General features: G+C 43.3%; 16 protein-coding genes. 2 read left to right on the top strand and 14 right to left on the bottom strand.

The window, feature by feature from the left end; all coding sequences use genetic code 11:
* Nucleotides 1–13 precede the first annotated feature (13 nt).
* Nucleotides 14–1705 (top strand): M56 family metallopeptidase, encoded by a 1692-nt coding sequence (locus B4G81_RS11810; RefSeq protein WP_294082748.1) that lies wholly within the window; start codon nt 14–16, stop codon nt 1703–1705.
* Here B4G81_RS11810 and B4G81_RS11805 read toward each other — a convergent pair.
* The 6 genes from B4G81_RS11805 to trmB form a co-directional block, all read right to left on the bottom strand.
* Nucleotides 1698–4016: a transglycosylase domain-containing protein gene (locus tag B4G81_RS11805; RefSeq protein ID WP_294082793.1), complete on the bottom strand. Its 2319-nt coding sequence runs from the start codon at nt 4014–4016 to the stop codon at nt 1698–1700. The genes B4G81_RS11810 and B4G81_RS11805 overlap by 8 nt on opposite strands.
* A 220-nt stretch (nt 4017–4236) precedes the next feature.
* On the bottom strand, nt 4237–5943 hold the full coding sequence (locus tag B4G81_RS11800) for a hypothetical protein (protein WP_294082746.1): 1707 nt from the start codon (nt 5941–5943) through the stop codon (nt 4237–4239).
* A 46-nt stretch (nt 5944–5989) separates the two neighbouring features.
* A complete protein-coding gene (locus tag B4G81_RS11795; protein ID WP_294082744.1) occupies nt 5990–8977 on the bottom strand; it encodes a tetratricopeptide repeat protein in 2988 nt (995 codons plus the stop codon).
* Nucleotide 8978: 1 nt separating this feature from the next.
* Complete coding sequence (locus B4G81_RS11790) at nt 8979–9512, bottom strand: NUDIX domain-containing protein (protein WP_294082742.1); 534 nt, start codon at nt 9510–9512, stop codon at nt 8979–8981.
* Between the two features lies 1 nt (nt 9513).
* Nucleotides 9514–10623: an Mrp/NBP35 family ATP-binding protein gene (locus B4G81_RS11785; RefSeq protein WP_294082740.1), complete on the bottom strand. Its 1110-nt coding sequence runs from the start codon at nt 10621–10623 to the stop codon at nt 9514–9516.
* Nucleotides 10624–10635: 12 nt separating this feature from the next.
* Nucleotides 10636–11379, bottom strand: coding sequence for a tRNA (guanosine(46)-N7)-methyltransferase TrmB (gene trmB, locus B4G81_RS11780; RefSeq protein ID WP_294082738.1), 744 nt, complete (start codon nt 11377–11379; stop codon nt 10636–10638).
* A gap of 207 nt (nt 11380–11586) precedes the next feature.
* On the opposite strand from trmB, the gene gdhA reads away from it, so the two are divergent.
* Entirely contained in the window at nt 11587–12924 is a 1338-nt protein-coding gene (gene gdhA / locus B4G81_RS11775; protein WP_294082736.1) for an NADP-specific glutamate dehydrogenase, read from the top strand.
* A 133-nt stretch (nt 12925–13057) separates the two neighbouring features.
* Here gdhA and B4G81_RS11770 read toward each other — a convergent pair whose 3' ends face one another.
* The 8 genes from B4G81_RS11770 to B4G81_RS11735 all read right to left on the bottom strand — a co-directional run bounded on the left by B4G81_RS11770 (nt 13058) and on the right by B4G81_RS11735 (nt 25676).
* Nucleotides 13058–15283, bottom strand: a complete 2226-nt coding sequence (locus B4G81_RS11770) for a DUF4838 domain-containing protein (RefSeq protein ID WP_294082734.1) — start codon at nt 15281–15283, stop codon at nt 13058–13060.
* Between the two features lie 115 nt (nt 15284–15398).
* Nucleotides 15399–16538: a DUF1735 and LamG domain-containing protein gene (locus tag B4G81_RS11765; protein WP_294082732.1), complete on the bottom strand. Its 1140-nt coding sequence runs from the start codon at nt 16536–16538 to the stop codon at nt 15399–15401.
* Between the two features lie 47 nt (nt 16539–16585).
* Nucleotides 16586–17722, bottom strand: coding sequence for a glycoside hydrolase family 18 (locus tag B4G81_RS11760; protein WP_294082730.1), 1137 nt, complete (start codon nt 17720–17722; stop codon nt 16586–16588).
* Nucleotides 17723–17748: 26 nt separating this feature from the next.
* Nucleotides 17749–19332, bottom strand: coding sequence for a SusD/RagB family nutrient-binding outer membrane lipoprotein (locus B4G81_RS11755; RefSeq protein ID WP_294082728.1), 1584 nt, complete (start codon nt 19330–19332; stop codon nt 17749–17751).
* Nucleotides 19333–19346: 14 nt separating this feature from the next.
* Nucleotides 19347–22625, bottom strand: coding sequence for a SusC/RagA family TonB-linked outer membrane protein (locus tag B4G81_RS11750; RefSeq protein WP_294082726.1), 3279 nt, complete (start codon nt 22623–22625; stop codon nt 19347–19349).
* A gap of 184 nt (nt 22626–22809) precedes the next feature.
* Nucleotides 22810–23799, bottom strand: a complete 990-nt coding sequence (locus tag B4G81_RS11745; RefSeq protein WP_294082724.1) for a FecR family protein — start codon at nt 23797–23799, stop codon at nt 22810–22812.
* 87 nt (nt 23800–23886) lie between these two features.
* A complete protein-coding gene (locus B4G81_RS11740; RefSeq protein ID WP_294082722.1) occupies nt 23887–24423 on the bottom strand; it encodes an RNA polymerase sigma-70 factor in 537 nt (178 codons plus the stop codon).
* 275 nt (nt 24424–24698) lie between these two features.
* Nucleotides 24699–25676, bottom strand: a complete 978-nt coding sequence (locus B4G81_RS11735; RefSeq protein ID WP_294082720.1) for a hypothetical protein — start codon at nt 25674–25676, stop codon at nt 24699–24701.
* Between the last annotated feature and the right edge of the window lie 31 nt (nt 25677–25707).

Raw genomic sequence — 25707 nt, 5'->3', positions numbered from 1 at the left:
AATTGAATAGATCATGTTGCCGATTCTTACATACCTGTTACAAGTCAATATCGCGCTGGTATTGTTCTATCTCTTATACGTAATTTTACTGAAAAGGGATACTTTTTTACGGATGAGACGTTTTTATTTTCTGTCAGTGATAGTTTTTTCACTCCTCTATCCTTTTTGTGCCATTTCCGGCTTATGTGATATATGGCCTTTCCCTTCTTCCAGCCTACAGGAAGGGACTGCAACCGTATTTTTGGGAGAGCCGAGGATGGATGTGACGCCCGGGGGTGAAGCTGCCACAACCGCACCGGTTCCGTGGAGAGAAATGCTTATCCTTCTTTATATAGCCATTACGGTTGTATTTATTTTACGGTTTCTGTTTCAACTCTTCTCCATTTATCGTATTCGGCTAAGGAGTAAGAACCAGATTGTGAAGGGGATTCCCATATATCAATTGAAGGAGGATATTACTCCCTTCTCTTTTTTCAATCTGATTTTTATCCATCCCGGCAAACACTCCGGGGAAGAATTGTTCCAGATTCTGTTGCATGAACATACCCATGCACGGCAGTGTCACTCTTTCGACATCATGCTTATTGAATTAGTGTGCCTGTTTTCCTGGTGGAATCCGTTTGTCTGGCTGATGAAGCGTGAAATGGCCATGAATCTGGAATACCTGGCCGATAACGGGGTATTGAGGGAAGGCATTGACAGCCGTGAATACCAATACCATCTTTTACGATTGACTTATCATGAAACTGCAGTCCAGATAGTAAATAATTTTAATGTATCACAATTAAAACAACGAATTATGATGATGAACAAAGCAAAATCGTCTACAATGAAAGTAGCAAAATATCTCCTGATAGTACCGCTGTTTTTCCTGTTTGTAACAGCGAATAGCGTTTATGCAGCCCTACACGAAGAGAATCCTGTAGTAAGTAATGATTTGCCTGAGCCTCCTCCCGAGAAGAAAGCTGAAGTGGGCGAAATCTTTGTGGTAGTGGATGAGCAACCTGAATTTCCAGGGGGAGTCAACGCCATGATGCAGTTTTTGGGTGAAAATATCCGTTATCCGGTTGAAGCGCAAAAGAGCGGTATTCAAGGACGGGTGATTTGTAATTTTCTGGTCATGAAAGATGGCTCTATTGATAGTGTGAAGGTGGTACGTGGCGTGGATCCGCTGTTAGATGCAGAGGCGGTACGTGTACTTCAATCAATGCCTCAATGGGTACCGGGGAAACAGCGTGGAGAAGAGGTCAATGTGCGGTTTACCGTACCTATTGTCTTCAATTTGGATCGTAATAAACCTACAGAAGAAGAGAAAGAAGCTTTTCAGGAAAAAATGAAGGATTTTGAAAAAGCAGAATTTGCCGGTGGCGAAAAAGCTTTTATGACATATCTTGCGGATAATATCAGGTATCCGGTTATCGCACAGGAAAACGGTATTCAGGGACTTGTCTCAGCTGTGTTCAGTATCAACAGTAAGGGGAAAGTTACTTTTGTCAAGTTTGAGAAAGGTGTGGATCCCTCTTTGGAGGCAGAAGTAAAAAGAGTAATCGAAAAAATGCCGGATTGGACACCGGCAAAGATCGGTGGTGAAGCAACCAGTATGACAACCGGTGCGCACTTTGTCTTTCGTCTCCAGGGAGAGGGTATATCTACCTATCACGGGCCGGTACCGGACGATGCGGTAGTTGTGGTAGGTTTCAATTGAATATATCGTCAATCCCCTCACTTTCGATTACCGGATCTTCGTTACGGTAAAAATCGGGTGAATACCGTTGCATATCATGACATGGATCGAAATCCGAGGGGATTTCAAACATGCCGTTATCCTTGTAATTTAATGTTGAATCGGCATATACTTTCTGGTAAAAGATGCCATGGATGGGCAATGCCATGCTGGCACCCTGTCCATAGGCCATCCGGTCGAAATGGATAGTGGGTTCTTCACCTCCCACCCAACACCCTGCGACAAGGTTTGGCGTGAATGACATGAACCATCCGTCGGAATTATTGTTGGTCGTGCCTGTTTTGGCCCCCATTTGCCCTTTCAGGTTATAGATCCGGCGTAAACGACCTGCGGTTCCACCATCCACGACTCCTTTCAGCATATCGAGCATCTTGTAAGAAGTGTTTTCGCTAAAGATTTCCTTTGTTCGTGGAACAAAGGACGCTATTTCTGTCCCATGAGGGTCTTCAATCCGTGTTACCAATAATGGTTCTATGCGTATTCCCTTGTTGACAAAAGCACTATAGGCACCGACCATTTCATAAACGGAAGCGTCATTAGGTCCTAATGCCAATGATACCACAGGATCAGCCGGAGTTTTTAATCCGAAAGACTGGAGCATCCGGGCAAAGGCGTAGGGTGAGAATTGTTTCATCAGCCAGGCGGTTACCCAGTTATCGGAGTTTTGCAATCCCCATTTGATGGATACAAATTCTCTGCTTGCCGGACGTGTATTTCGCGGTTCCCATGGTATTCCATTCTCATCCATCAGTGTTACCTGTTCATGGATCATGCCATCGCAGGGACTCATCCCTTCTTCCATCGCCAGTGTGTAGAGATAGGGTTTGATGGTGGAGCCGATCTGCCGTTTACCGGTAGAACTGTCATATTTGAAGAACTTGAAGTCGGGACCTCCCACGTAGGCCTTCACATGTCCTGTCAGGGGATCCATCGCCATAAAGCCGGTGCGCAGGAAATTCTTATGATAACGAATGGAGTCCCAGGGAGTCATCACCGTGTCAATCTCCCGATGCTCCCAGGAAAAGACCTTCATCTCCACCGGTTTTTCCTTAAAGTTACGGATAATCTCAGCCTCGGTGAGGCCACCTTGCTTAAGGACACGGTAACGCTCGCTCTGTCTCACAGAGGCCATCATCAGGTTGTCTACCTTATCGCTTACATCACGGGAGTAAGGAGCATAGGATTTTCCTTTCTTTTCACGGAAAAACTGGTCCTGGAGATAACCTCCCAAATGTTCTTTAACGGCTGCTTCAGCGTACCGTTGCATCCGATAGTCGAGGGTAGAGTAAATCTTTAGGCCGTCGGTATAAATATTGTAATGCGAGCCATCCGGCTTTTTATTTTTGTGGCACCATCCGAAAAGGGGATCTTCCATCCAGGAAATCGAGTCTTCTACAAACTGCTGTTTTTGCCAGGAGGCATAATTTTTCCTTTCCGGTTTTTTTGCCATCATCATTTTAGCCAGATGTTGGCGGTAGTAAGGAGCAATAATATCGATATGGTCGGAACGGTTAAAATCGAGTTCAATGGGGCGTTGTTTCAACGAATCCGCTTCATGTTTGGTGAGATGTCCGGCCTTCCGCATCTGGGTGATTACTACATCACGACGGTCTTTAGTTAATTCTGGACGGCGTACCGGATTGTAAAGGGATGAATTCTTCAACATTCCGATGAGCATGGCTGACTCTTCAATAGTCAACTCATTGGGCGTTTTGTTGAAATAGGTACGGGCAGCAGACTCGATTCCTACTGCATTATAATTGAAATCGTACTTATTCAGATAGAGGTTAATGATCTCATCTTTCGAATAGAAGCGCTCCAGCTTGGCTGCAATCACCCATTCCACCGGTTTTTGGAATGCACGTTGTAGTTTATTGTTCGCCTTGGGGGAATAGAGCAGTTTTGCCAATTGTTGAGTAATAGTACTTCCTCCTCCGCTTTCGCCATGACTGAGTATCAGTGTTTTAAAGATAACTCTTCCCAGTCCGATCATGTCTATGCCGGAGTGCGAATAATAGCGTATATCTTCAGTAGCGACCAGTGCATCGATCAAGTGCGGGGAGAGATCGGAATAATCAACGAAGATGCGGTTATCATCACTTTGGGAATAAGTGAAGAGTAGTTTGTTATCTGTTGAGATTACCTGCGAAGCATATTTATCGATTGGGTTTTCCAACTCGTCTATTTTTGGCAAATACCCAACCATCCCCGCCGAAACAAGTACGAAAAAAAGGACAATACCCCCTGCTACCAGACCAAAGAGACCCCACATGGCTTTGATGATTTTACTCTTGTCCGGTTTATCTTTGGCTTGTGGTTTTTTCTTCTGACTCTTTGTTTGCTTACTCATACATTCGCTATTCTGCAGTGTAATATTTCTTGTCGCTGAAAGACGCAACAAAAGTAATGAAAGTTGAACGCATCTTACTTTCTACAAAAGTACATAAAAGCATTGTAACCGGGAAGTGAGATATATTAAAAAAAACTATCTCTTAGAAGCGGAAAGAAAATCCTCCGGAGATATTGAGCCCTTGTGCCGGATAACCATACCAGATATCATATTTTTGGGCAAGCAGGTTGTTTGCCCTCAGGTTGACCGAAAAGGCGTCATTGATTTGGTAGATCGCACCGGCATTGAGGTCATTGATATTATCCATCTTTACATTTTTTCCATAATAAGACCATCTCTCACCCGCAAAATAGTAGTTGGCAGTCAACTTCAGGTTGGCATTCAGATCGACTGCACCACGGAGGTCTACTTCAATACCGGGTTTATTGAAGGCTTTGGGATTATCGATTTCTATCCCATTTATACTGATATAATCTGCACTATAGAAATTCTTTTTCAACCGCAGTGATATGTCGAGTGGCGCCCATATATTGGCTTGGATCATCCCGCCGATATGGGCGTGCGACAGATCCCCGTACACCGGTTTGAGCACTTCGCTGTAAACTTCCGGTGCATCTTCACCAATTACGTCTTGTCCATTCAGTATAAGGAAGTGTTCATCCTCTGTTTTTTTGAATCCTCCAAAAATATCAAACCGGAATCCGCTGACCTCCCCGATCCTGGCTCCTGCTTCAATATCTATAATGGAGTAGGAGGGGGTTACATTCCCATAAGGATGGATATACCGGGATTCCTGTATCATCTCGAGAAAGGTGTTATTGCTGAATCCTCCAAGAATATTAGCATAAAGTGAAGAATGGCCAGTAACCGCCCATTTCAGTTGTACATGGGGGGCCACACGAAACTCAGTATCTCCGGAAGTCATGATGAGCAGGTCGGCACCTAACCGGGCATAGGTGTTGTTTCCTCCGAACGCAACGTAGGGGGCAGCATTGATTAGGGCGTAATTACTCAGGTCTCCGTTATAGAATGTTGAGAAGAGCCTTCCGTCGACACCCAGTTTACTGTCAGATACACCGAAAGGTTTGTCGAGTCCAACCATCACATTCACGTCGTTTCCCTTTATTCCTTCCGCAGCAGGTGATTCTCCAAATTTAGTGGAAAAGTTGTTGAAATGGATATATCCCCTGTAATTCCATACGTCGGATTTATTTGATGCGACACCTATCTTTGCATTTAAGATGGATAAACGTTGGTTTTCATCGTCATAAAGAGGTGTGTTCCCGAACCTGTTCCCATAATAGTTGAAGAGTGAATGAAGGTAGGAGAGATCCATATTGAGGGTAAGTACATCAGCTTTATGCCGGTAGCCAAGTCTTCCTTCATTGTCCATGAACTTAGCTTTATTACTCGACGGCTTCACCTCCTGTACATAGTCTATGTCCCCGTTTGTGGAGTTGTGCAGAAAAGAAAAAGTAAGATTATTCGCTTCGTTTTCCACTAACCGATAGCCGAATATCCCGTCCATGTTTGCATAGTTGCCCGCGTTGAATGAAAGATATCCCCTTTTCCTACTGTAAGGTATCTCTGTCATAATATTTCCCGGTCGGGGCAAAGCTATCTCCAGCGGAGGAGTTGTGCGCCCTGCCCAAGTGGAATAGTTGGTATTGGCTTTTTGTACTACGGGCTGTTGCAATGCCGGCAGGGAATTGATTTTGTCGGCATCAAGCAGGGTGGGGTTGAAATCGCGTTCCAGTTCCATCTGTCGTCTCAGCAAAGAGTCTGATGTTTGGGCATAACTCCCGGTACATACAATAAAGGCTGTTATAACGATATATATTTTCTTCATTTTGTATATTTAGTTTGTTGAATCATCAAATCATTAAATCATCAAATCATTTAATTCTCTCTTTGATCATCTGTTGGATATCGGCCTCATCACCCTTGTAATTGGATTTAAGGCTTTCCAGGTATTGGCGTGCCTGGAATTCATCACCTTTGGCAAGGTAAGTATCCGAGAGAACGATCAGTGCCCGTGCCATCCAATATTGATGAGGAGTTCCCTTCTGCATGAATTCTTTGACCTGCGCTTCGGCGCGATCATACGATTTCCACCGATAGTAGGTATCGGCAAGGATAAATTGCGCTTCGGCCCCGAAGATGCTGCGGGTATCATTGGCCACGAATTGGAAATCAGCCATGGCATTGTCTGTTTCTTTGGTCTCTTGATATGCTTTCCCCCGTAAATACCGGGCTTCTATTACCGTTTCCGGAGAGAGTTTGCTATTGGAGAGGAGATCACTGGCGGCACGGGCTGCTTCGTGATACCCCCCGAGTTGTGATTGCGTACGGACAACTCCCATTTGTCCCAATTGCTGGTTGGTGGTATTGCGGGCTGAATTGGCCAATCTAGAATAATCGGCAAGCGCCTGGCGGTAATTGGCATTCTTGTATTCTGTCTGCGCTACATAGATAAGCGCATTGTCCAGGAATTTGATATTACCTGCATCAATTACTTTTCTAAAGTGTGATAACGCCAGGTCCTGGTTCTTTCTTTCATCGGCAATTACTCCGAGGTAATAATGGGCATCACTACTGTATGCTCCATTCGGATATGATTGAATATACTTTGTCATGGCTGATTCGGCATCCGACCGGTTACCACGCATATATACACTTTCGGCAGCCAGATAGGTAAGTGAGTCTTGCCTGGAGGGTGTGATGCGCATTCCTCCCGGCAATGAGTTAGCATATTTCACATAATTGTCGATATCGTTCATTTCACGGTAAACCGTTTCCAGGGAAATCAACGCATTACGGGCATCATCGGAGCCGGGGAAATTGGTAATTACGTTTTTATAGGCGGCGATACTTTGCTGGTAGTTGCCGGTATTGTAATATAACTGGCCTAACTGGACACCTCCCTGACTGGCAAGGGGACTTCCCGTGAAATCATTGACCAGGCGTTGCAAGACTGTAATAGCCTCCTTTTCCCTGTTAAGCATCGTAAGGGCACGGCTCTTTTCATAAAGAGCATCATCAAAATATTGCGAATGGGGATAGTTACGCATCAGATTATCCAATGCGGTGATCTTTCCCTGGTAATTGTGTTGCAAACCCATCACAAACGCACGTTGGTAAGCGGCATAATCGGCAGAAGCGGGGTTTACGTCCGCCGCCTGCGCATAATACCGTTCTGCTTCGTTGAAATTGCGGTTAAAATAGTAGCTGTCGCCTATACGGTTCAGGGCATCGGCATATTCAGGCCGGGTCTTGGTCCTTTCTGCTGCGATATATTGCTGGAAAGCGTTTACCGCCTGATTGTGTTGTTGCTGTTTAAACAGGGCATATCCGAGGTTATACCATCCGAGGGAATAGTTTTCATCCATCGGCGCGGCATTTTGTGTAAATTGCCGGAAGTCGTTGGCTGCATTGGCGTAATTACCCATCCGGTAATAGGTCTCTCCTCGCCAGAAATAAGCATTATTACGTGCTTTGGTATCCTGGTTGCCCATATTGATGCTATTGTTGAAATGTTGCACAGCCTCATTCATACTCCCGTTGATAAAAGATTGTGCGCCCAATTGGAACAGCACCATCTGCTTGGCTTCCAGTATACGGCGCCCGGGATTACTGATCCGGTTGATGGCATTTAGTGCGGCGTTATAATCTTTAGTAGTAAGGAAAGTCTCCGCCAGGATATCGTTCACCTGGTTTTTGTAGGACGAATTGGGAAATTCCCTGAGGAAGTTCTCAAACAGGGTGATGGATTCGCTAAAGACGGAGAAGTTGGTTTCGTGGGCCAGTAGTGCGTAATTGAACATGGCCGTTTCGCGTACCTGAGGATTGAAATTAACACGGGATGCTGCTTCAAACGCCATTTGAGCTGCTTGTTTCTGATTCAGTCTCAGGTAAGTTTGCCCCAATTGCAATTGTGCATTTTGGGAGAGTTCATCGGCTTCACCTACGGCATATTGAAACATTTGTACCGCCTTACTGTAATTGGCCGTTTCGAAATAAGATAACCCCAGGAAGTAAGCATCGCCCCTAAGCGGCTTCTCCACGCCGGAGAGGTAGTTCTCATAATAAGATATGGCTCTGGAGGGTTGTCCCAGTCTGTAATAACCATTTCCGAGCACCCTGTATGTTTCGGTAAGATGTTGGTTTGACGGATATCTGCTTACAAAATCCTGCGCCAAGCGGATGGCTTCATCAATCTTACCATCGAAGAAAGTAGCTTGGGTAGTATAGAAAGCCACCTCTTCGCTATATTCGGGATGATTTTTCAGTCGTTCAAATCGTCGTAATGCTTCTGCATAATTTCCATCGGAGTATTCGATGTATCCAAGGTAGAAATCCGCTGCATCCCGATATTTACTGCTGTTTTTTGAGAGCAGGCCGAAGAGGCGGGTGGCTCCCCCTTTGTTCTCTAATTGTAGCTGGGTATAGGCTGAACGGAAACTATAGTCCTCCTGCTCCGACAGCGTAAGATAGTCGAGGTCGGTGAGATAAAACCGTTCTGCGGCAGCTTCCCACTCTTTCCTGTCGAAATGATAAGAACCGATCAGAAAATTGACCTGATGGCGGTGGACTGTTTCCGGATGTGTATCGAGAAAAGCCTCCAGTACTTCTCCACTGTTTTCATTGTTGCGATGGAATGACGATAGGGCAATCATGTAGGCCGCCTCTTCTTTCAGATAAGCATCCTCACTTCCGGCAACGAATTTTTCCATTAATTGTTCCGCGCCTTCCCAATTTCCTTTCAGGAACATCTCTTTACCCTGATTGAACAGTAGTTCCGGCTGTGCATGATATGCCGTCCTTTGCGCAGCAGAAAGCTGAGTGATAAGAACAACACTGAACAGTAAGATGATTTTCTTCATATTATTTATTTTCAAGTACTAATTTCAATATTTTTTCAACTCCTTTGCGGATAGACACCAACCCGAATTCATCGACATTGAGCTTGTCAAATGCGATAAACTGTAATTCCGAAACGTCATCCTGCGCAATAAGGTGATTGAAGTCGTTTACCGTACATCTGAAAAAGATGTCTACTGTATGCACTTCAAACCCCGAATATAAGTAAATATTTGGAATAGAGAACAGATATTTAGTTGAATTTACCGACAAACCTGTTTCTTCTTTTATCTCACGAGCAACAGCCTCCTCCGCCGTTTCATGCATATCGATAAATCCGCCCGGAAGATCGAGGGTACCCTTTGCCGGATCCTTTGCCCTGCGGGCAACCAATACTTCCCCGTAACTGTTTTCAATAACCGCCACCACAGCAGCTGAAGAGTTAAAGTAATAGGTAAAACCGCAATCGGAACATTTCTTCGATTTCTCGTTATGCTCTACAAAATGCTTTGAACCACATTTGGGGCAAAACCGAAATTGGTGTAAGGGGTGCTTCATTTTATTTTCGGGTGATTTCTACAATATGCGTTTTAGGCAATTCGCGGTTCCGTTTGTCGACAGCTGTAACCAGATTGTCAGCAAGATGGGAGAATGCCATGCCGATGATGCTTTCCTGATGTAATGCCACGGGCCGACCGTCATCACCTCCTTCACGGATGCTTTGTACGATGGGGATTTGCCCTAGTAAAGCGTAGCCTTGCTCTTCTGCCAGTTTCTTACAACCCTCTTTCCCGAAGATATAATACTTGTTATCCGGCAGTTCGGCCGGTGTGAACCAGGCCATATTTTCTACCAATCCAAGAATAGGTACATTCACCTTATCCCCGGTAAACATGCTGATACCTTTGCGGGCATCTGCCAGCGCCACTTCCTGTGGAGTACTTACAATTACCGCACCGGTAATAGGCAGCGTCTGTACCAGTGTAAGGTGGATATCACTTGTCCCCGGTGGAAAATCAATCAGGAAATAATCGAGTTCACCCCAATCGGCATCACCAATCAGCTGTTTTAATGCATTCCCGGCCATTGCCCCACGCCATACTATGGCATCTTCTTTCTTGACGAAGAACCCGATGGAGAGCATTTTTACTTCCCAATTTTCGATAGGTACAATCAGGTCCCGTCCACCTTTATTCTCTAATGTCGGTCCCTCATCTTCGACACCGAGCATCTTGGGAACCGAAGGGCCGAAAATGTCGGCATCCAGCAATCCTACTTTGTATCCTTTTTGTGCCAATGCTACAGCGATATTAGTACATACAGTACTTTTTCCCACGCCACCCTTCCCTGAGGCAACGGCAATTATATTTTTTACCCCGGGTAGCAATTCGGGGAGTTCCGGTCGTGGAGATTGCTTCGATTTTACCGATATATTACCTTGTATATCAATGCTTTTGTCGGCATACGTAAGGATGGCCTGTTCCGCCATTTTTACGACTGATTTGATAAAAGGGTCATGTGCTTTTTCGGTGATAAGTGAAAAACTGACTTTCATTCCCTCGATACGGATATCGTCAGCTACCATACCGGCTGAAACAATGTCTTGTCCTGTTCCTGGATAACGCACGTTTTTCAGTGCATCAATGATTAATTGTGGATATAGAGTCATAATGTTGATTTGTCAAATCATTATACGGGCATCCCGTCCAAAACTTCGATACGCATCCTTTTCAATCTCAACCTCCGGTTCTGTCCATGGATGCTTTTGGGAACAGAGGAATCGGATATATTTGATGTTTAAACCCCTCGCGAGCCATTGTTGTTCATAGAACGTACGAATTTCGAGCATATCCTCATCCAACCCGGAGTGGTAGAGGTCGTCGGTATCGAAAAGTATCTCAAGTTGGTTTTTTTCTATCATTTCTTTTGTATATCTGTAAAGGAAATAGCTGTCCGTTTTCAGGTGAATGAAACCTCCATCTTTTAGTATCCGGCTATATTGATCCATAAATCGTGTGGAGGTAAGCCGTTTGTTGGTTTTTTTCATCTGGGGATCGGGAAAAGTAATCCATATCTCTGATACTTCATCCTGCGAAAAAAAGAAATGAATCAATTCAATACGGGTCCGGAGAAAAGCAGCGTTTGTCAAGCCCTCTTGCAGCGCCTGCCTGGCTCCTGTCCACATGCGCGCTCCTTTGATGTCGATCCCGATAAAGTTCTTCTCCGGAAATTTGCGCGCTAACCCTACGGTGTATTCTCCCTTGCCACAACCCAGCTCAAGTACAACCGGATTGTTGTTCCCAAAATAGGTATGCCATTTTCCCTTATAAGGGAATCCTTCTTCTTTCAGCATTTCAAAGTTATACTGAAACACATTATGATAGGTGGCCATGTCGGCAAATTTAGCCAGTTTGTTCTTTGCCATTTCAAAAATAGTTCAGAAATTTACCACAAAAATAGGCATTTAACTTTTAACAACCGAAACTTTTTTGGATTATACCACTGTTTAAGGTGGTTGATGATTTGATGATGAAAGTTTATTTTTAATTTTATTTTCATTGCAGTAAAGTAACAATATTCCAAAATTATCTATACCTTTGTCAAATTGAAATCCTAAATAAACCTTATTAATATGAGAGTGAATGACATTATGACACAACTCGAGGCAAAACACCCGGGTGAGTCTGAGTATCTTCAAGCAGTGAGAGAGGTATTGGTGTCGATTGAAGACGTGTACAACCAACATCCTGAATTTGAAAAGGCGGGTATTATCGAACGGATAGTGGAACCCGACCGTATATTTACTTTCCGCGTCCCCTGGGTGGACGACAACGGAAAAGTGCATGTGAATATCGGCTACCGTGTACAATTTAACGGAGCTATAGGCCCTTATAAAGGCGGTATTCGTTTCCATTCGTCGGTTACATTGTCCTCCCTTAAATTTTTGGGGTTTGAACAGACGTTCAAGAATGCGTTGACCACCCTTCCGATGGGAGGTGGCAAAGGGGGATCGGATTTCTCGCCTAAGGGGCGCTCACAGGCGGAGATCATGCGTTTCTGCCAGGCATTTGTGATGGAACTCTGGCGCAATATTGGTCCCGATACGGATGTGCCGGCAGGAGATATCGGCGTGGGCGGACGTGAAGTGGGATATATGTTCGGTATGTACAAGAAACTGGCTCGTGAGCATACCGGCACCTTTACCGGCAAGGGGATGTCATTCGGTGGGTCCCGTCTTCGTCCGGAAGCTACCGGCTTTGGCGCGCTTTATTTTGTACAAAAGATGTGTGAGGCCCATCATATCGACCTGAAAGGAAAGACCGTGGCTGTTTCCGGTTTTGGTAACGTGGCATGGGGAGCAGTGACGAAAGCGACCGAACTGGGAGCCAAAGTTGTTGCTATCTCGGGACCGGATGGCTATATTCATGATCCGGATGGAGTGAATACCCCGGAAAAAATTGAGTATATGCTGGAGTTGCGGAACTCCGGAAATGATGTGGTAGCACCTTATACCGAGGAATTCCCGAATGCAACATTCTATCCCGGAAGGAAGCCCTGGGAGCTTAAAGTAGACATCGCTTTACCCTGCGCTATCCAGAATGAGCTGAACCTGGAGGATGCCAAGCGGCTGAAAGAGAATGGCGTGTTGCTGGTAGCAGAAGTTTCCAATATGGGATGTACCGCCGAAGCGGTTGATTTCTTCCAGGAAAATGAAATGCTCTTCGCTCCCGGAAAGGCAGTCAATGCCGGTGGAGTGGCCTGCTCAGGTTTAGAGATGACCCAGAATGCCATGCATATCTCCTGGGGTAATGAAGAGGTAGACAAATGGTTGCACCAGATTATGGGGGACATCCATGGGCAATGTGTGGCACATGGCAAAACCGGCCAGTATGTCAACTATGTAAAAGGAGCCAACATCGCCGGTTTCATGAAAGTGGCCGACGCCATGATGGCACAAGGGATCGTATAATGATTAAAAAATAGATAGAAATAGAACTGTTCGGACTGATATATTATCCGGCAGGCTGCATAAAAAACATGGGGCTGCACCTTAAAAGGTACGCGCCCCATGTTTGATTTGTTGGGCAATTGCTTACTTTCCTTTACTTGACAATTACCTCGTCAATAAAAAACCAGCAGGGATGCCCTACTCCGTAATGCCAGTGTGGACAGATTTTGGTTCCTGTCACATCTACTTTTATGTAACGTGCTTTCAACGGTTTATCACTGACGTATGTGATTTCCACAAATTTAACCTGTGAATCTTTGTCTTCGGGATTATCGATTGATTTCACTTCCTGAAAATTTTCGCCATCATCCGAAATTGAATAAGTGACGTTGAGAGGCTGAAGTATCCATGCCCCTAACTGGTGTAGAAAGTCGGTCGTGATTGTTGTGAATTGCTGCTGACACCCTAAATCTAATGTAAAAGAGCCGTCAATACCTTCCCAGCCGATCCAGCCTTCGGTAAAAGTCATTCCACCGTACAGTCCGTCTGTCAATGTTATTTTTCCCATTTCCGCATATTTCCCGGTGGGAGCTACCAGAAATTTCACTTTGGCTCCCAATGAGAGAGGCTTTTCTTCAGTAGGCATATAGCGTGTATGATATAATGCACAATAATCGAGGGGTGAATTCAATCTTTCGTTGAGTGTGGTCACTTTGAACATTTTTACTCGTTGTTCGAATAAATTCAACTTCTCTTCAATAGCGTTTACATCCATATCCCTTTCCGTACGTGCTATGTCCAGCTCGGAGTATTGAAGCGGGAGACGTGATCGCCATATCCTTTTGAGATAAACCGAATCGTTCGAAACTGCTTCCTCGGCACGGTCAAACAGGGCATTGTAGCGTCTCATCAGTGCGGGTTTCAACATTCCCTCCTTATGGGAAACCGGTGAATCATATATCCATAATCTCTTTCCACTGCCTATCAGTGCTCCTTCCATGATCTTGTGATAACTATATAAATAGGGAGCGGCATCTCCATAATAACCGTTGAGAAAGACCTGCATCAGGGAATCTGAATCTGCCGCCGGATTCCACATTAATTTGGAGACCATCCATGTGCGCATCTCAGCAAAATCACCACCACGGCTGCCGGCTATCTGCGAAAAATGCATCGTTACATTGTTTTTTTTGAAGAGCCGGATGTTGTCGCCTAAAATATGAAAATTGGGAAAGGGTACGAGATAATTGTCGAAATTGATGCCATAGTCCCACACAAAAATATTGTCCGATATCTTACTCCAGCCTTCGAGTGCTTCTACAAACTCACGACCGGAGGCATTCTCTGTCAAAGATACTTCCCTGTCGCTGTTAATACTGCACAGCATGATATTTACATTCGGATGCGGTTTTACATGTTTGGGAGGCTTCATTGTATAAAGATAGGCGAGTGTAGATATCTCTTTGTCCGGGAACCTGTCGGCCAGCTTATTGATAAAATGTATCAGACTACCTGAATAAGCCTCTTCGTAATCGTCAATAGCTTTGCATTGATCGCATTGGCAATTGGTGAAGTTGCCGTCGTTTTGACTGACAGATATTATATGCTTGTCGGGATTTGCTTTAAAAATTGAATCCAACCGGGCGGTAACAATTTCCAGTACATCCGGATTCGTCAGGCACCATTGACTGGCTTGGCCCGGCTGGCGTTTACCGTTAAAGAAAGAATAGTATTCGGGGTGATCTGTGCCATATACAGCAGAGGGTAGCAACTTATCGAATGTATGTACCCAATAGTTTGCTGCGAAAACTTCATCCGGATTTTTCAATCTGTTCCAGAGTTTATATATGGGATCAGTCGACAAGGCATAGTGTTGACTTTGACGGTAACGAAACCCCGGATTTTCTGTGATATTTATATTGGGCAGGATGATTGTCTCGGTGGGAGTAAATGAATACTCTTTTTCACCCCAATAGCTCACTCCCAGATATTGTTCAAGTAGCGTTACGACAGCATATGCGGAGCCGTGACCACCTCCGGACACAATGTGTACCCTGTGGGATAGGGTTACTATCCGGAATCCGTCTTCTGTGATATCTTCAGTAATAATATCCTGATTAAGCGTTCCGTTTCCGATAATAATGTCATTCTTTCTTGTTTTACGTATTTCTTTATGATCCTGCGTAATGATTGGAAGTTCGGCACCACTTATCTGCCGGATGAAATCTTGCAATAGTTCTGCCGCCTGCAGGTCTATCGAATCACCGGTGGAGAGGACAATACGTCCTACTGCTTTTCCATTCTCGGACAGTGCTATTTGAGCATTCAATATGACGGAGAAAAATAACAGAAAGAGTGATAGTACCAGCGTATGTTTCATAATTACAAATATAAATAATGATTAAAAGAGAGCGACAGTTTGCCGCTCTCCATAACTAACTTCATTGACATGCCCGATGTTTGGCATGGTGATAGTCAGTGCAATCCTTTTCCGGTTACTGTTGGTCGAAACGGATATTAGGTTCCCATCTCTTCACTACAGCGGCAGCAGCGGTTGCATCGTGTCCATTTCCGGTTATGTCGGCAAATTCATTTCCCTCACCTTCATCCATTGGCCAATATCCGATTAAATCAGGATTGGCTGGATTTACCGAATAATACATATTATTCTTAATCTGGGTTTGTGAGATCGCTGTTTTCCAGAGGCGGACCTGACTCATGGCGCACTCATCCCTGAAATATGATCCACTGGAGATCATCTCCAAATAATCGAAACGGACAGAACCTCCTTTGGGTGCGGGAGGATCGAATTTTATCCTTTCTTCTCCATTCTGGAAAATGGTCAACGTCGTTCCATCATACACAAAGGCCCAGTGATACCATTTATTGGCCTGAAGATCCGAAGGAGTTTGAACCTGACCACCGAGAGTCTTTATTTGCAGGTAGTTATAGGGCCTGTTGGCATCGCCAAAACGGATGTAAATTTCATGATCTCCGCTGCCTGTATTGAAAATTGCCTGATTATTTATACTATATGCCGACATGCGGGTCCAGCATTCTAAAGACCATTGTTCGGTAGTTATACCCCAATTGGCCTCAGGAGCAGTGGTAATCATGCCGCTATAGCCATTTAATACCGGTACGGAAACATTGAGCGGCTTGGCTAACAGGTAAATGAACTGTGACTGAGCGGCCGACTTTTTTATATTACCGGCAATGACATTGCCCAGTTCCACGCCAAGCCCGTATTGTTTGCCGCCTGTATCGAAATCATTAATCCTAATCGTGTAGACAGCGCCTATTTCTCCGGCGGGAATGGTAACTTTGGCCCCTGTGGGAAGTTGAAAATCGGGAACCGGGTGATATTCACTGTTGTTGACTTCATTATGGGTATCCAGTAAAGAAGGATTCAGTTGAATCTCAACCTGGATATCTCTATCTACTTTTTTGGCAAGACGGACATTGATAATTATATCTACTCCATCATCCATTGTAAGCGTTGTTGATTTGGTTGATCCCGCAGCATCCCCCAGATATACGCTATTATCGATTATTTCATACTCTGCATCATCGCATCCGGAAAATAACATACCGAGTAGTACAATCGCAAAACTTATAATATATATTTTTCTCATAAATAGATCTTTACTATTAATAATTATTGAATGATACAAGGTGAAGACTATTCTTCTTCCGTTTCAGGAGGAGTGGGATTTAATCTCTCATAAAAAATCCTGTATAAATTGGTGATACCTTTCCGCAAGAAGTAATATTCGGGAGAACCGTCATAATCTCCCTGCCCTTTGGATGTATAATCGAATCCTGAGCGATAGAGCCCACATCCGCCAATCTGTTGGTTTATACCCTCCGGATCATAGATAAATTGGGACATCCCTAAGAATCCACCCCCGCTGTTGGCATAAGATTCGAAATTTTCGGTAAGGATAGTTTTATACACCACTTCTTCGGGCGTAATTCTTCCGGCAGCAATATGTTCGCTCATATCTTCTATTACCCCTCTGACCCTGGAGGTGCGGTTGACATCGGTAGTAGAGCCATATGCCTGAAGCACATAATAATCTACATACTGCGATTCCCAGTTTTTCCCCATTCTCTTGCCAATTCCAACCTCTCCGTCAATAAGGAACAGCAGACCCGGCTTGGCGGGTTTTCGCCCATCCCTGTCTGTTCTTTGTGAGCCGGAACCGAACCAGTAACCCAGTTCTTCAACAAAAATTCTACTTTGTACATCGTTTCGCCATAGATAGGCCGTGGGCTCGCCACCATAAAAAGGTTCATAATCCCAGTCAAAACCATCGTAGCCAGTTTCAATTACTGCATCGTAAATTGCTTCCGCGTATTTGCGGATTGCCGGCCTTACAACGGCTTCATCAGAACTGTTCCCTATATCATAGATTGGATCTTCGGGCATATCATCACCCACTCTTGCTGAAAACAGGGTTACTACTACCTTTGTCCCCTTCACTTTTTGAACGTATTCCATATCGGCTTTTCGTTCGGGGCTCAGTTCAAATTTGGGGTGCCCTCCCCAGTTGGAAGCGATGGTGACCGAATCGGGGAGTCCACGGAGACTATTCTCTCCTGTGGGAGAGACCCCGGTCCAGTTGTCAAACCAGACAAAAACCTGGGGTAAACCGGGGGTATTCTTCCACTCGCGAAGGGCGGTATAATACTCATCTGTCTTTACTGTTTTATTCAGATCGGTATCATTAATAGATTCCATTTCAGTCCAGTCACTGCATCCAATAAACAGGACAGACATACAGATAAATAAAAATGATTTATTCAGTATATTCATTGTCGTAATATTTTTTTAATATCCACTTATTGTTTTTTTGCCCACCAAAGATCTGTATATGCTGCATCATCACCGCCAAGCATTTGTATTGCTTTCTGGACATTTTCGTTATTTCCTTGATATTGAGATTGGGGAAACGGTAAACGTCTTGCCATACGGGATGGTATATTGGTTACGGCTCCGATAAATCCACTGGAACTGAGATTGTTCACAGCCGGGAAAAACTGGGGAAATCCTGTGCGGCGGTGGTCGCACCAGGACTCAAAACCAAGAGGGTAATTGGCCAACCATTTTTGGGTGATAATTTTTTCCAGTTTGGTGTTTTGCGTGCTCCCTGCGTCAGACCATGCTATTGTAATAGGTGTGGCTACTGAAACTGTTCCGCCGGAAAACATATCCCTATAGGATGCCGCCGATGTTGTGCCATTCAGGTAGTTGCCTATGTTTACGCCATGCTGTTCCATAGACAATGTAATTCCTTGTTCATAGTAACTCTTGGCCATGGCATCCCCGCCCGGTATCCAACCTCTTAAAGCTGCTTCCGCCTTAAGGAAAGCCGTTTCAGCAGCACAGAATACCGGTAAGGGTGAATTGGCCGTAAATGCCGGTTTAGAAAAAAATGCATTATTTGAATATAGGTTCTTATTTATGTTGTTAATTCCCATGCGTACACCCTGATAAGTGCCGGTGCTGGTGGCCATAGTCATATAAACCGGTCTGCGTGGATCATTATACCCGTTCATAAAAGCAGATAACGTGGCACTTGCCGCTAAATCATTCCACAAGTGTGAGGCTTTGTAATACGGATTATCTTCGGTAGGAATAAATGCGTTGTCCCCATTGCTCTCTATGGGGCCTCCTGCAATTGCTTCAGCCATTATCTCCTTTGCATATTCGGTATCAACTTCGGCAATACGTATTGCCATACGAAATTTTAATGAATTGGCAAATTTCAGCCATTTCTCAAAATCGCCATTGTATACTGTATCAAATTCGGCCATGGGGCTTTTCGATGTGGCTTCAGCCATATAGCTCATAAGGAGTGCAATGCTATTATCCAGATCTGAAATCATATTATGATAAAGATCCTTTACATTATCATATGCTATGGCATCCGACTCCACAAGTCCTATTTGAGAATAGGGGATAGGTCCATACATGTCGGTAACGCGCAGCATGGTGGCTACCCTTAATATGGAAGCCCATCCATAGATATAGCCCTTGGACTCTGTGACCTTCTTCACTTTAATAAAGTTGGAGTTAAAGTCCACCATGATCGTTTTAAATGGGTAGTCCACCCAGTCGGTAGAAGGATTAAATGTGCCAAAATTAGTCCCTTGCCAGTTGTTGGTAGTGACCATATATCCTCCATATTGGTTTCCTATCATCTGGTCTACCATCTGGTTACGATTCTCCTGTGCGTAATGCATTGTTGAAATCAGGGACGAGAATAGATTTCCGAGTCTCTCCGATTCAGTCAGGTTTTCTTCTGTAGGGTTTGCCGGGTGAAGATTCAGTTCCTCAAAGTTCCCGGTACATGAAATGATAAACAGGATGACCAGTGATGTTAATATAATGGCCGGTACTGTTTTAAAATTATATTGTTTCATAGATTCAACTCTTTTTAAAATTGTAACTTAAGACTAAATCCCATGTTCCTCAAACTTGGCTGCATAAAGAAGTCTACGCCGGTATAATAAGTGCTCGTCGCAGAGGCAACTACTTCAGGGTCGAAAGGAGCCTTACAATAGAGTAACGCCAGATTATTTCCGATAAGTCCAACCGTTACATCGGCTATATTATTCATTTTTCTCCTGGGAATGGTATATTCAATACTAACTTCCTGTAATCGGAGGTTATCGGCTTTATATACATAATAATTGGCCTTTCCCGTACCTTCTCCTATGACATTGAGAAACTGCTCGGCACCAATTTCCCGTCCGTTGATTGTTACGCCTCCTGATTCACGAAGGTCAGCGCTCTGCTTGGATACTCCATAACGATCGAGAATTGCCTGCGTGTTCGATACGACCAGTCCTCCAAAGCGTCCGCTTAATAAGACGCTCAGTCGAATACCTTTATAGGAAAATGAATTTCTCCATCCCATATTATACTTAGGCAGCAGGGAGCCTAATTTCACATATTCATCAGGATTGAGACTGATCATCGAGGGAAGTAATGTGGCGTGATCCAGATAAATATAGCCATTATTGTCCCGTTTGAAATCGGAAGTCATATAGATATCACCCATGGTGCCTCCTTTTGTTATACGTACGATAGGGGAGCCTGTACTACCCAGGGTAGCCTTGTCGAAACTGGTAATTCCGGAATATTCTTCTGAATCATCCAACAAGCGGGTGATTTTATTTTTATTATAAGTGAAAGTGTAATTGGAAGACCATGAGAAATCATTCCATTTATTTGAATATCCCAATGCTAATTCTACACCGGAGTTTCTGACATTCCCTGCTTGGATTAGTTTCCCGTCATAAGAATCAGCGGCTTCAATGATCTGATGTGTTTGGTTCTTGGTGTCTGATATGTAGAAAGTTGCATCCAGAGAGAGTGTGTTGCGAAAGAACTTCATATTCAGACCTGCTTCATAGGAGTCGGTCCTTTCCGGCTTCAGGTTATAATTGGGTCTTATTTTGGATAATGCATACGTGTCGGTCTGCTCGTCATAGATATAAAATTCCCTGGTCAGATAAGGATCGTACGAATTACCTACCCGTGCATAAGATGCCCGTGCCTTCAGATAGGTAAACCATCCGGGGAGTTCAGCCATTTCGCTTACAAGTCCTGATAACCCTACGGATGGGTAGAAGAACGATCTCTCCGGCGATAACGACCATGCCAAAGCCGAATCCCAGTCGTTACGTCCTGTGAGTGTAAGATAGAGATAATCGTTGTATCCGATCTCAGCATTGGCGAAAATTGATTGAGTTTGTCGTTTCATTCCATCATCATCGAGTTTGAATACTCCCACCGCACGACTCATATTTTCTGTGGTGAACCAGTTGGTGATTTTATCCAGGTCGCCTTCGGTGAGGTGGCTTTCCATGCGACGGTCCTTTACAGATCCCCCTATATTGATATTGAAGGTGAATTCATCGACTCTCTTGTCCATGCCGGCAATCACATCCGCATAGGTTTGTCTTTCGTCGCGCAATTCGGAGCGATAGCGTCCTTTTGGTCCGGCAAAGGTTGCCAAGGTACCTGCTTTACGCTTCTCGGTATTGTGGAAAGAAGAGTTGTCGATGTTTACACGTCCGGTAATGTTCAGCCAATCTGTTATATTATATGCGAGGCTGGCAGAGAGCATGTATCTTTTCCTATCCATCTCTCTGTTCATTCGCTTCATGATCCAATAGGGATTCTGTAATGAAAGTCCCTGATCGCCATAAGGCCAGAACTGGGTATTTACTTCTCTTGTCATGTCGTAGCGCTCAAATAATTGTATTTCCCTGAAATCTTCGCCACGGGGAAAAAGATAGAGAGATGGCAATGGGTTGAAATATTGTCCCTGGGAAACCATATTTTTATTTTTCTGAATGATATAATTCACATTGGCATCCAATACGAGTTGGTCATTTAAGAATGAAGTTGTATTGCGGTATGTGAAATTATAACGGTCATAATCGTTATTGGGGAGTATACCGGAAGCATTGTTCGCCGAAACAGAAAAATAGCTTTGGCTCTGCTCATTTCCAGTCGACAGGGAAAGGGTATTGGCTACATTACTGCCCGTATTGAAGAAGTTGCGGGGTTTAAACCTGTAGTCTGTTGCATTTCCCCAACTTGTGGAAGACCCTTCCACATTGCCATACCTGTTTTGAAATTCCGGCATCTTCATGGCGGATGAGAATGTCGTGTTATTGCTGTAAGACAAGGTTGTTTTTCCGGCCCGCCCTTTCTTGGTGGTAATCAGTACTACTCCGTTTGCTCCTTCATAACCATAAAGGGCAGCTGCAGATGCACCTGTAAGGACAGACATGCTTTCGATATCGTCAGGATTGATATCTGCCGCGCTTTCGGTATTGGGTTGTGATGCCATGGGGTCATTACCTCCGCCTACCATATAGTTATTCATCGGGACGCCATCGATCACGTATAAAGCGTTGTTGCTAAGTGAGATTGATTTTGTTCCTCTCATAACCACTTTTGCTGCGGAACCCGGTCCTGCAGCGCTCGAATTGATCTGTACACCGGCTACTTTTCCTGTAAGGGAATTGATGAAGTTCGCATTTTTGACGGTAGTCAGATCTTCATTTGTCACCTGTTGCAGGTTGTAGCTAAGAGCTTTTTCCGAACGTTTTAAACCCAGGGCCGTCACAACAATCTCATCTAATGTTTGGGTATCTTCTTTCAGGATAATATTGAAATTTGTTTTCCCTCTTACGCTGATATTTTGTCCCAGATAGCCGATATAAGAGATTTGTAACGTTGCATTTTCGGGTACCTCCAATGAGAATTTCCCATTGATATCGGTGATGGTCCCATTGGTTGTACCTTTTTCTACGATGTTTGCTCCGATAACAGGGTCTTCGTTTTCATCGACAATTGTACCGCTGATCCATCTTTGAATGTTTTGTCGGGCGGGGACAATCGCAATAAGATTGTCTTTTAACTGATAGGTGAATCCCGTTTCTTTCAATATTTGGTTCAGGGCTTCTTCTAATTGCTGATTGTCGATGTTTAGATTCAGAGCCTTCCGGTTCTTTAATTGCGATTCATTGTAAGCTACAGACATCCTGGACTGAGTTTCGACTGCCTGTAGTGCTTCAATAACTGAGATATTGTTTTGCTTTATGGTTATTAAAGTGCCGTTTTGGGCAAACAGCAATGTCTGCGAAGCAATAAAACAGAGAAAAAAGATGAAAAACAGGTGTTTTTCCTTTTTCATGTGAAAAAAATTCATAACTTTAAAATTCATTTCGTAGTGTTAGATTAGAAATTTGACTTTATTTTAAAGAGTATAACTCTAACGCTTCTTTTTCCGGAATAAAGGTGCCACTTTATTCCGGTTCCTCTTTTAATTAAGATGTATCCATATCATAAAATAAATTTAATTGTAAAGTGATTATTTATCATAAAGGGGATATATAGCATTTATCACCTTCTATGCTATATCTGATATTGCCGGCTACTCCTATAATAATGTCCATCACCTCTTCCAGTGAAGTCTTCTCCTTGAAGCGGAACATGTACTTGTCATCTTTCAGGCTATTCAATGCATAGACAAAGGTATATGGATATTTGCGCTCCAGTACTGTAAATATCTCTTTCAGGGTCACCGACTTGAATACCAATTCGCCTCTTTGCCATGCTGTGATATCCCCGATATCGGGATAATTAATTGCATCTTCTTTTGTCTGTTTGTTATATATCAGCTGTTCATTAGGTTTTAGTATGTGTGTTGTAGTCATGTTGTTGAATCTCACTTCTACACTTCCTGAGAGTAGAGTAGTGGAAAGGATTGGATTTCCGGGGTATACTTGCATATTGAATTCGGTTCCTAAGGCTGTTACCTGTAAGTCATTGGATTTTACGATAAAAGGTTGCTTCTTATTTTTCGACACTTTAAAATTAGCTTCTCCGATTAAATAGACACTCCTGGTTTCTCCTGTAAACTGTTCGGGATAGAATAAGGTAGCTGTAGAGTTCAGCTGTACCTGTGTCCCGTCAGGCAAGGTCAGGTGGGTTATTTCGGCGATAGGAGTATATTGTTCTATGAGATCGGCATTCACTGATTTTTTGTTTATTGCAAAATAGAGGGTAGAGAGCAGGGCAATCGTTAAGCAGGCGGCCGATACCTGCCAGAAATGGAGGAATCTGATATTGACCTTGCGTTGACGTTGTTTGATCTTCTTATGGACTTCTCCCAACGATTGTTGTGTTTGAGATGAAATTCCGGCAAAATTGCCTTCCTCCGTTTTTTGCCATAAGCTTTTTAATGCACTGTCTTTTTCTTCGGAGAATTTCTCTGCGGTGAGCCATTTCTGGAACTCGGCCTGAAAATCCGCGGACACATCTGTTTTTACAAATAAATCAATAATCTTGTTAAAATAATTCCCCATCCTTACATCTTCTAAAAAGTTGCGTTATGCAATCAATCAACATATTCTGCCGTTTATAATAATATACAATCGAGAAGGGGCGACTACTTAAAATTTTATGAAAAAAAGTGCAATAAGAATAATTTTCTTGAGATCTTTTAAGGCTAAATAGATATGTTGTTCCACTGTTCTTATCGATAAATCCATTTTTTCAGCGATAGTATGGTTGCTTAAATGCATGAACCGACTCATCTCGAATACTTGTCTTCGCTTATCGGGCATCTGCTCCAATGCTAATTTCAATAATAGTTGTAATTCTTCATGATATATTTCATTCAAGGGATCTTTGAATTCCTCCATTTCAGTCAATGAATGCGAGTTTATTTGAGAATATAGATATTTGGATTCAATATTTTTCCGTTTAATACGATTGAAAATATGATTTTTTACCATGGTATACAGGTAGTTTCTCACAAGATTTTTTTCCCATAAATCAGGTTGTTCCCATAATTTCACAAAAATATCCTGTGCTATATCTTCAGCTTCCTGTTCCGATTTAAGAAGAATGGCCGCAAACGTTCTGACTTTCGGAAAATGCTGAATAAAGATTTCTTCAAATTCTTTCTTGTATAATTCTGTATCCATTTAGTAAAATGTTTATTCATTTCAATTACCCGGTCACAGCCTTATAGTGTTTCATGAGGCTTTCATCTTTAAAATGCCAAATCAGACAAAGATAATATTATTCAGTCAAAATATTCATTTGTTTTGACTTTTGTATCATCATTAGGTCGATAAAAAGTAGGAGGAACTACTTTATTTTCCTCCTACTTTATTTTTAATTAAACTTTTTACATAGATGATTGTCTTTCAATATTTACCGACTTAGACAAACATTCATTTCGGTGATCAAATAATACCTACGGATTGATTGCCTGAATAAAATATCCATAATAAAGTTTTTCGTTCTTCAAAAGAGAGTATACTGCCCATATCTTTTCACCGTCGTTCTTGATAATCTCGAAATAAATATTATCGGCAGATACATTCTCTGAAAGGCGATTATATACAAGAGAAGCATTTTGCTTCTTTCCTACCGTTTTGTCCCCGGCAAAATAAATTTTCAGATACCAATAATTGGAAAGATCCCATCCATAGAGATTCTTTTCATTTTCAGTACCATTGAGGAGAGTATAATACGTATTTTCATTCTTATCAACAGTATTGTTGAAAACGTAACAAAGTGTTTCATCCTTCTTGATAGCGTCGAGTTCTGATGTGTCATAAGGGGTTGTAGAGGTGGTGGTTACATTTACTTCTATAGTGGTAATAGCAAAATCAAGCCCATCTGACAGAACAATACTCGCTTTACCCTCTTTCTTTCCGGTAATCAGGAGTTGTTCACCCTCCACCGAGGCCGAAACAATTTCCGGAGCACTACTTCTGGCATGATAACCCCCATTACCTTCCAGTATTTTTATACTCTTCGTTTTGTTATCTCCCAGTGGCAGTAAAATGTCTATTGTTGCGTCGGATTCTACGGAAACCGTTTTGTAATGATAAGAAACAATATCAATGGAACAATATTGACTACTGCCATCTGAAATAATAACAGGGGTTCTTCCCAATGAAAGCGCGTCAATGAGCAGCTTATTGCCGGAAATCTTTACAGAAGCTACCTCTTCATTTAAGACGAGAGCCTTATACTCGTTATTTCCTTCTGCAATCTCCAGTTCTGTCTTGTCACCTACGACTAGCTCTACCTGTTTCTGCCCGATCACCAGATCATTAGTGTCTTTGATGGGAGTGAGATCCTCCTTGTCATTACAGGAAAGGAACATAAATCCGGGAAGAGCTAATAGCAATATTCCGGGTAATTTTCTATAATTTATTTTCATACGATTCAAATGTTATTTTTTGTGAATCATC

The sequence above is a fragment of the Proteiniphilum sp. UBA5384 genome (genome assembly GCF_002410825.1).
GTDB lineage: Bacteria > Bacteroidota > Bacteroidia > Bacteroidales > Dysgonomonadaceae > Proteiniphilum.
Note: the sequence above shows the minus strand (reverse complement) of the source record. Positions and strands in the feature narration are given on the sequence as shown.

Bases quoted from the DNA above. Each gene is read 5' to 3' on its own strand.
- B4G81_RS11740 (WP_294082722.1), bottom strand. From the start codon at position 24,423: ATGGATACAGAATTATACAAGAAAGAATTTGAAGAAATCTTTATTCAG.
- B4G81_RS11810 (WP_294082748.1), top strand. From the start codon at position 14: ATGTTGCCGATTCTTACATACCTGTTACAAGTCAATATCGCGCTGGTA.
- B4G81_RS11795 (WP_294082744.1), bottom strand. From the start codon at position 8,977: ATGAAGAAAATCATCTTACTGTTCAGTGTTGTTCTTATCACTCAGCTT.
- B4G81_RS11770 (WP_294082734.1), bottom strand. From the start codon at position 15,283: ATGAAACATACGCTGGTACTATCACTCTTTCTGTTATTTTTCTCCGTC.
- B4G81_RS11785 (WP_294082740.1), bottom strand. From the start codon at position 10,623: ATGACTCTATATCCACAATTAATCATTGATGCACTGAAAAACGTGCGT.
- B4G81_RS11800 (WP_294082746.1), bottom strand. From the start codon at position 5,943: ATGAAGAAAATATATATCGTTATAACAGCCTTTATTGTATGTACCGGG.
- B4G81_RS11755 (WP_294082728.1), bottom strand. From the start codon at position 19,332: ATGAAACAATATAATTTTAAAACAGTACCGGCCATTATATTAACATCA.
- gdhA (WP_294082736.1), top strand. From the start codon at position 11,587: ATGAGAGTGAATGACATTATGACACAACTCGAGGCAAAACACCCGGGT.
- B4G81_RS11745 (WP_294082724.1), bottom strand. From the start codon at position 23,799: ATGGGGAATTATTTTAACAAGATTATTGATTTATTTGTAAAAACAGAT.
- B4G81_RS11790 (WP_294082742.1), bottom strand. From the start codon at position 9,512: ATGAAGCACCCCTTACACCAATTTCGGTTTTGCCCCAAATGTGGTTCA.
- B4G81_RS11805 (WP_294082793.1), bottom strand. From the start codon at position 4,016: ATGTGGGGTCTCTTTGGTCTGGTAGCAGGGGGTATTGTCCTTTTTTTC.
- B4G81_RS11750 (WP_294082726.1), bottom strand. From the start codon at position 22,625: ATGAAAAAGGAAAAACACCTGTTTTTCATCTTTTTTCTCTGTTTTATT.
- B4G81_RS11735 (WP_294082720.1), bottom strand. From the start codon at position 25,676: ATGAAAATAAATTATAGAAAATTACCCGGAATATTGCTATTAGCTCTT.
- B4G81_RS11765 (WP_294082732.1), bottom strand. From the start codon at position 16,538: ATGAGAAAAATATATATTATAAGTTTTGCGATTGTACTACTCGGTATG.
- B4G81_RS11760 (WP_294082730.1), bottom strand. From the start codon at position 17,722: ATGAATATACTGAATAAATCATTTTTATTTATCTGTATGTCTGTCCTG.
- trmB (WP_294082738.1), bottom strand. From the start codon at position 11,379: ATGGCAAAGAACAAACTGGCTAAATTTGCCGACATGGCCACCTATCAT.